This is a genomic window from Corynebacterium sp. p3-SID1761 (genome assembly GCF_055862885.1).
Genome location: NZ_JBSQBJ010000023.1, coordinates 21,452 through 28,173, shown reverse-complemented (window position 1 = coordinate 28,173; position 6,722 = coordinate 21,452). Strand labels below are relative to the sequence as shown.

Genomic DNA, 6,722 nt, shown 5'->3' with positions numbered 1-6,722 from the left:
TAAGCCATACCGGGACCAGCGACTATCCCCATTATCAGGGACACTCACAAGGTAACGGGCAAAAGGCATTTAGTGGCGCGCCAGCATTGCCCGCACCAGCCCCTCACGCGGGGCGAACAAGTACGTCAGAGCGAAAACCGCCGATTGCACTAACACGATGGTGCCGCCGGCGGAGACATTCAAATTGAAGCTCAGCACAATGCCCGCGACACAGCTGACCCAGGCGACCAGCGGGGCAATCAGCAGCATACGGCGAAAACGGCGCGTCCACAGGTAAGCCGTCGCACCTGGGGTAATTAGCATCGCGACCACCAAAATCACGCCGACGGCTTGAGCGCTGGCGACCACCACACACGCGAGGCAAGCCAGCAGCGCCCAGCGAATGGCCTTCGTGTTGAAGCCCATGGTTCTGGAGTGCTCGGCGTCAAAAGCCCACAGGGTGAAGGTGCGCGCATTGGCGAGAAGCACGACACAGGCGATACCGCCGATAGTCAGAATCTGCCACAACGAGGACTGCGTGATGCCCAGCAGGTTGCCGAACAGGATTTCCTGAAGGTGCGTACCGCTCGGGGTGACAGAGAGCAGCACCAAGCCGAGCGCGAAGAAGGTGGTGAAGATAATGCCGATGGAGGTGTCCTCCCGCAGTGTGGTTCGCTCTTTTACCGAGCCCACCAGTCCTACCGCGATCAGTGCCGCCACCATAGCCCCAACGGCGAAGGGCACGCCGGCGATATAGGCCAGCACCACGCCGGGTAGGACGGCGTGTGAAACTGCATCTCCCAAAAGAGACCAGCCGACGAGGATCAGCCAGCAGCTGAGTAAGCCTGCGACGATAGCCATCACACTGGCGGCAAGCAGCGCACGATGGACGAAGCTATAGCTAAAAGGCACAAGGATGGGATCGAGGAAAGTGCCGGAGAGAGCGCTCATGAGTGTGCCTCCTTGTCCGCGATCAGCGGCGTATCGGTGCTAAAAGTGCGAGTGAGGTTTTCCGCCGTCAGCACATCATGCAGCGCACCCTCGGCCACGATGCGTCGGTTGAGCATCGCCACGTTGTCGCATAGTTCCGGGAGTCGGTCGAGGTCATGTGTGGAGATCAAAAGCGCGGTGCCGTCTCCGGCGAGCTCGTGCAATAGTGCGGTGATCTGCGACTGTGACTGTGTATCGACCCCTGCAAAAGGTTCGTCGAGCAGCATAATCTTTGCCTCTTGGGCAATGCCGCGCGCCACGAAGACGCGTTTGCGTTGCCCGCCTGAAAGCGCCCCGACGGGACGGTCCTGCAGCTCCGTTAGCCCGGTCTGTCGCAGTGCTTCATCAACGATGCGTTCGTTGTTCTTCTTTTCTTGACGCCAACTCTTCAGTCCCCATAGTGGCGAGCCCTGCGGCAGGAGCCCCACCTTCGACCGTGCCTGGCGCCTTCCGCTGGCGACGATTTCGCGGACACTGATGGGGAAATTCCAGTCCACGTGATCGTGCTGAGGAACATAGGCCACAGCCCCACGTGCGCCGCTGGCGCCAACTGTGATGCGTCCTGACGATGGCTGCACCAACCCCATGATGGCCTTGAAAAGCGTGGACTTGCCAGCGCCATTCATGCCGATGAGCGCCGTGATCTGCCCGAACTCGAGGCGGAGGTTCACGCCGGTTAGCGCATCGACAGAACCGTAGTTAACGTGCACATCATCGACGACAAGAGCCGGGCTTGTAGAGGGTATGTCTGAAGACTGCGGTGGTGTCATTTACTTCTTGGTGTCCTTACCGGTGAGCCCGCTGACGATGGTGCGGGCGTCATAAGAAAGAAGATCGAGATAGGTCGGTACAGGGCCGTCGGTTTCGGAGAGGGAGTCAACGTAGAGCGTACCGCCGTCGCGTGCGCCAGAGTCACGCATCACCTGCTCTTTCGGGCCGGCTTCAACGGTGGATTCGCAGAACACGGCGGGGACATGGTTGTCCTTGACGAACTTGGTGGCCTGGGTGATCTGCTGTGGGGTGATCTCGCCTTCAGTGTTGACTGGCCAGATGTAGCCCTCCTTCATGCCTGCGTCGTGGGTGAGGTAGCTAAAGGCGCCCTCGCAAGTCATGAGCGCGCGTTGGCTACGAGGGAGTTTCTTTAGGCCGGTGTGCAATTCGGTCTGCACGTCGTCGAGCTTATCCTTGTATTTATCGCCGTTGTCCTCGTATGTTTGCGCGTTATCCGGGCGCAGATCGCTGAGGGCCTTGACGATGTTGTCGACATAGGTTTTGGCAATTGATGGGCTCATCCACGCGTGGGGGTTGGGCTGGTCAGTGCCCTTGATGTTGATAGGGGTGATGCCATCGCTTGCTGTAACGCGCTTGGCTTTGCTGTCGGCGGTCAGCTTATCCAGCCAATGTTCGAGGCCCAGGCCGTTGTTGATGATGAGTTCTGCGTTAGAGGCGGCGGCGATATCTGTGGGGGAGGGGTCGTAACCGTGGACTTCCGCGCCGGGCTGGGTTAGCGACCGCACTGTGAGGGTATCGCCGGCGATGTTGGCGGTGATGTCCTGCAAAATGGTGAAAGTAGTGAGAACCTCGGCCTTTTCGGCGCCGCCGGTGCCGTTGCTATTGCAGGCTGTCGTGCCAGCTATTGAAAGCGCACTGATACAGAGGGCTGCGACCATCCGCTTAGTGGTATTCATTTTCACTGTATAACTCTTTCTGTTAGTGAGGGGTGTAAAGTTCAACGCGTTGAACAATACAGTGTAGTCTAATCCATCCCCAGGAGTTCATAAAACCCCCTTACCCCCGTAAACTGAACTGTATGCATGTCACAGACCTTCCCGAGAGGTCCCAGGACTACCTGAAGAAGATCTTCGATCTACAGGAATGGTCCGGCAGCGGGGTTTCCCTCTCCGTTTTGGCCTCTCACATGGAACAACGCCCCTCCACGGCGTCGGAGGCCATTAAGCGCCTCGTCGCGCAGGGGCTCGTTGAGCACGCCCCCTATGGCGACATTGAACTCAGCGACGCCGGGCGCACCATCGCACTGGCCATGGTGCGTCGCCACCGATTGATCGAAACTTTCCTCTGCACCCATCTGGGATATGGGCTGGATGAAGTGCATGACGAAGCTGAGGTCCTGGAACATGCAGTGTCCGAGACCTTTGTTGAACGCATCGCCAACCTGCTCAATAACCCCACCCGAGACCCACACGGTGACCCCATTCCGGACGAGGGTGGCCGTATTCCCGCGAGTTCGGCCTTCCTGCTTTCTGACGCCCACACGGGTCAATACCTCGTAGTCGACCGAATCAGCGACAGGGACGCCGCGCTGGTGCGCTATCTCACCCAGCATGGAGTTCTCCCCGGAGTACACGTCACCGTGGGGGAGCGCGTCTTTGCTGACATGGCTGAGCTTCAAATAGCCGAGTCGGAAACACGGGTTCAATTGCCAGCTAGTAGCCTAAGCGCAGTGTTAGTAAGTGCGGCTCCGGCTAAGAAGAAACAAACTAAGTCGAGCGGACGCACCAAGAAATAGGAAGGACCTTCATGGCGTCGAACCGCTATCGCCGTCCCCAAAGGATCGAACCCAGGGATCTGACATGGGACGACGAGGCAGCAACCTCAAGCCGCCCCAATCGAGGGTTGCTGGGAGGCTGCGGATTCTTCGTCGTGGTTATCGCACTATTGGCGATCATTGGACTGGTTGGCTACCTCGTCGCGGGATTCGTGACGAACAACAATAACGCGGAATCCGGCCGCCAACCGGTGCCCACGGATGTGCCGCCAAAGGCAGCGAGTCCGGCCCCGGATATAGACGGAGACGATTTCGACAGCGCTTATCAGCGGCTACTGGATTGGGCCAAGCCCAAGTCCGAGGAACTAAACATTCCTCTGCCCGCGCTTATTGCCTACGGAAATGCAGAGGCAATCGCTCGCGCAGAGCACCCCACCTGCAATCTTTCCTGGAACACTCTGGCCGGACTCGGATACGTAGAAACCCGCCATGGAACGTACGACGGTGACCGCTTCGGGGCGTCAAAGCTAAACGATGATGGCATTGCCGAGCCGGACATCATTGGGCCGAAGCTCGATGGGCGACAGTTCGCCAAGGTGGAAGATACCGATGGTGGACGACTAGATGGAGATCGCGAGTACGACCGCGCGCTGGGGCCGATGCAGTTCATCCCTGAATCCTGGAAGACCTATGGGGTGGATGCTGACAAGGATGGAAAGAAAAACCCCCAGAGTGTGTTTGACGCAGCTGCTGCCGCAAGCGCCTTGTTGTGCCGTGAACAGCGCGACCTTGGTACTAAGTCCGGCTGGACTAACGCAATCAAGGGCTACAACCTTTCCGACGAGTACGTGATGCAGGTGCGCGATGCAGCGGCAAACTACGCGCTCGGACAGTCGCCTATGTAAAACCATCCCCCTTTAGGGAGGGGGAGTTTTCCCTCGGTTCTTCCGGGCGACGGCGAAAATATTATGGCGGTGTCACAATGGGAGTAGACCGTTGCACTAGGTGCCGATCAGATGAATGCCTAGGCCACGGTGGAGACCTTTTTAGCTGTTAACCGAGAACAGATAATCAACAGTTGGCACTCGATGCCACATGCCAAGGAGGCAGACACATGGCCCTGATCCTCAACATTGATGCCCGTGAAATCATGGATTCCCGCGGTAACCCGACCGTAGAGGTTGACGTAGTACTGGACGACGGTTCCTTCGGCCGTGCGGCCGTACCTTCCGGCGCCTCCACCGGTGTGCACGAGGCACACGAGCTGCGCGATGGTGGCGACCGCTACCAGGGCAAGGGTGTTTTGAACGCCGTCAAGAACGTTATCGACGAGATCGACGAAGAGCTGATGGGCGTTGAGGCTGACGACCAGCGCGTCGTTGACCAGCTGATGAAGGATCTGGACGGCACCGAGAACAAGTCCAAGCTGGGCGCCAATGCGATCCTGGGTGTATCCATGGCTGTGGCTCACGCAGCTGCAGAGACCGCCGATCTGCCACTGTTCCGCTACGTCGGTGGCCCGAACGCTCACGTTCTGCCGGTGCCGATGATGAACATCCTCAACGGCGGTGCACACGCAGACTCCGGCGTTGATGTCCAGGAGTTCATGATCGCCCCGATCGGTGCCGAGAGCTTCTCCGAGGCACTGCGTGCCGGCGCAGAGGTTTACCACACCCTGAAGAAGGTTATTAAGGAAAAGGGGCTGTCCACCGGCCTGGGTGACGAGGGCGGCTTCGCCCCTTCCGTCGATTCCACTAAGGCTGCCCTGGACCTGATTGTCGAGGCAATCGAAAAGGCTGGCTTTAAGGTCGGCGAGGACGTGGCACTGGCTCTGGACGTCGCTTCCTCCGAGTTCTACAAGGACGGCAAGTACCACTTCGAGGGCGGCGAGCACACCGCCGAGGAGATGGCTAAGGTTTACGAGGAGCTCATCGAGTCCTACCCGATCGTCTCCATCGAGGATCCACTGCAGGAGGACGACTGGGAGGGCTACACTGCCCTGACCGCCAAGATCGGTGACAAGGTGCAGATCGTTGGCGATGACTTCTTCGTCACCAACCCGCAGCGCCTAGCCAAGGGCATCGAGGAGAAGGCCGCCAACGCCCTGTTGGTGAAGGTTAACCAGATCGGCACTCTGACCGAAACCTTCGAGGCCGTCGAGCTGGCTCACCGCAACGGCTACCGCACCATGATGTCCCACCGCTCCGGTGAGACCGAGGACACCACCATTGCCGACTTGGCTGTCGCTCTGAACTGCGGCCAGATCAAGACCGGTGCTCCGGCTCGTTCCGAGCGCGTTGCAAAGTACAACCGACTGCTGCGCATCGAGGAGATCCTGGGCGACGCTGCCGTATACGCAGGCCGCTCTGCCTTCCCGCGCTTCAAGAAGTAAACGCATAACAGATCAGTAGCCCACGGCCACCCGCGTAGGTGGCCGTGGGCTACTCGCATTTCAGCTTCGCTTCGCTAGACTCTGTAGACCATGAGCAAATCGACCAAGGGCGAACCGGCAAAGGAGCCGGAGGATAAGCCGCGCGCAGACGTGGCGTCCGAAAACAACGGGCAGGAAAAAGACCGCCCCGCGTCCGCCCGCCTGCCTCGCGCACGGTCGATCGAGAGACGAGAAAAGCGACGGCAGCGCGCACAGACCGCGCCGAAGCGCATGGCCCGATCCTTTGTGGAGGTGCCGAAGAACATGAGCCCCGCGACGTGGCTCGTGTCGCTGCTTTTGCTGATCTTCCTGGCGGTTTCGATTACGAATCCGCTGCGTAACTATTTTGAACAACGCGCTGAGCTGGCGCAGCTCAACACGAAGATTGCGGGGCAGGAGAAGGAAAAAGCCGAATTGACCAGCGAGCTCAATCGCTACCGCGATGAGGATTACATCAAGGAGCAGGCTCGCACCCGCCTGGGACTGATTGAACCGGGAGAGTCGGCATTCCGCATCATTTCCCCGAAGATCCAGGCTGACAAGCTGGGCACCGAAGTGGAAGACGAGAAGAACGGTGACGAGGGGAACCGCGATTGGTACCAGCAGTTGTGGGACTCCATCTCTACTCCGGAGGAAGTCTTGGAGGAACAGAACAACCCGGAGAATGAGGATCACAAGCTGCCGACAGTGCCGGAGGAAAAGACGGACGTGCCGGCGCCCGAGCAAGCCTCTGAAGGCGCCCCGGCTCCGGCGCAGGAACAAGCACCCGCGCCAGCTAACTAGTCCTTCGCAGGTTTCCTTCAAATAAAACGTCCA

Annotated in this window: 7 protein-coding genes; 4 read left to right on the top strand and 3 right to left on the bottom strand. The window is 59.1% G+C overall.

Annotated elements, in window-relative coordinates; translation table 11 throughout:
* Window positions 1–69: 69 nt before the first annotated feature.
* The 3 genes from ACWXWJ_RS09540 to ACWXWJ_RS09530 are packed head-to-tail and all read right to left on the bottom strand — an operon-like array spanning window position 70 to window position 2,657.
* Window positions 70–930 carry a metal ABC transporter permease gene (locus ACWXWJ_RS09540; protein ID WP_473964245.1) on the bottom strand — a complete coding sequence of 287 codons (861 nt, stop codon included), beginning with the start codon at window positions 928–930 and terminating at the stop codon, window positions 70–72.
* Window positions 927–1,739, bottom strand: coding sequence for a metal ABC transporter ATP-binding protein (locus tag ACWXWJ_RS09535; RefSeq protein WP_293791006.1), 813 nt, complete (start codon window positions 1,737–1,739; stop codon window positions 927–929). Before ACWXWJ_RS09535 ends, ACWXWJ_RS09540 begins: the two co-directional genes overlap by 4 nt.
* Window positions 1,740–2,657 carry a metal ABC transporter substrate-binding protein gene (locus ACWXWJ_RS09530; protein WP_293791007.1) on the bottom strand — a complete coding sequence of 306 codons (918 nt, stop codon included), beginning with the start codon at window positions 2,655–2,657 and terminating at the stop codon, window positions 1,740–1,742. It lies immediately after the preceding gene.
* A gap of 122 nt (window positions 2,658–2,779) precedes the next feature.
* Here ACWXWJ_RS09530 and ACWXWJ_RS09525 point away from each other — a divergent pair, with 122 nt between their 5' ends.
* The 4 genes from ACWXWJ_RS09525 (at window position 2,780) to ACWXWJ_RS09510 (ending at window position 6,689) form a co-directional block, all read left to right on the top strand.
* Window positions 2,780–3,496 carry a metal-dependent transcriptional regulator gene (locus ACWXWJ_RS09525; RefSeq protein WP_448308135.1) on the top strand — a complete coding sequence of 239 codons (717 nt, stop codon included), beginning with the start codon at window positions 2,780–2,782 and terminating at the stop codon, window positions 3,494–3,496.
* Between the two features lie 11 nt (window positions 3,497–3,507).
* Complete coding sequence (locus tag ACWXWJ_RS09520; RefSeq protein ID WP_473964244.1) at window positions 3,508–4,380, top strand: lytic transglycosylase domain-containing protein; 873 nt, start codon at window positions 3,508–3,510, stop codon at window positions 4,378–4,380.
* A gap of 209 nt (window positions 4,381–4,589) precedes the next feature.
* Window positions 4,590–5,867 carry a phosphopyruvate hydratase gene (gene eno / locus ACWXWJ_RS09515; RefSeq protein ID WP_448308137.1) on the top strand — a complete coding sequence of 426 codons (1,278 nt, stop codon included), beginning with the start codon at window positions 4,590–4,592 and terminating at the stop codon, window positions 5,865–5,867.
* Window positions 5,868–5,957: 90 nt separating this feature from the next.
* Window positions 5,958–6,689 carry an FtsB family cell division protein gene (locus ACWXWJ_RS09510; RefSeq protein ID WP_473964243.1) on the top strand — a complete coding sequence of 244 codons (732 nt, stop codon included), beginning with the start codon at window positions 5,958–5,960 and terminating at the stop codon, window positions 6,687–6,689.
* Window positions 6,690–6,722 lie beyond the last annotated feature (33 nt).

Bases quoted from the DNA above. Each gene is read 5' to 3' on its own strand.
- ACWXWJ_RS09540 (WP_473964245.1), bottom strand. From the start codon at position 930: ATGAGCGCTCTCTCCGGCACTTTCCTCGATCCCATCCTTGTGCCTTTT.
- eno (WP_448308137.1), top strand. From the start codon at position 4,590: ATGGCCCTGATCCTCAACATTGATGCCCGTGAAATCATGGATTCCCGC.
- ACWXWJ_RS09510 (WP_473964243.1), top strand. From the start codon at position 5,958: ATGAGCAAATCGACCAAGGGCGAACCGGCAAAGGAGCCGGAGGATAAG.
- ACWXWJ_RS09520 (WP_473964244.1), top strand. From the start codon at position 3,508: ATGGCGTCGAACCGCTATCGCCGTCCCCAAAGGATCGAACCCAGGGAT.
- ACWXWJ_RS09530 (WP_293791007.1), bottom strand. From the start codon at position 2,657: ATGAATACCACTAAGCGGATGGTCGCAGCCCTCTGTATCAGTGCGCTT.
- ACWXWJ_RS09525 (WP_448308135.1), top strand. From the start codon at position 2,780: ATGCATGTCACAGACCTTCCCGAGAGGTCCCAGGACTACCTGAAGAAG.
- ACWXWJ_RS09535 (WP_293791006.1), bottom strand. From the start codon at position 1,739: ATGACACCACCGCAGTCTTCAGACATACCCTCTACAAGCCCGGCTCTT.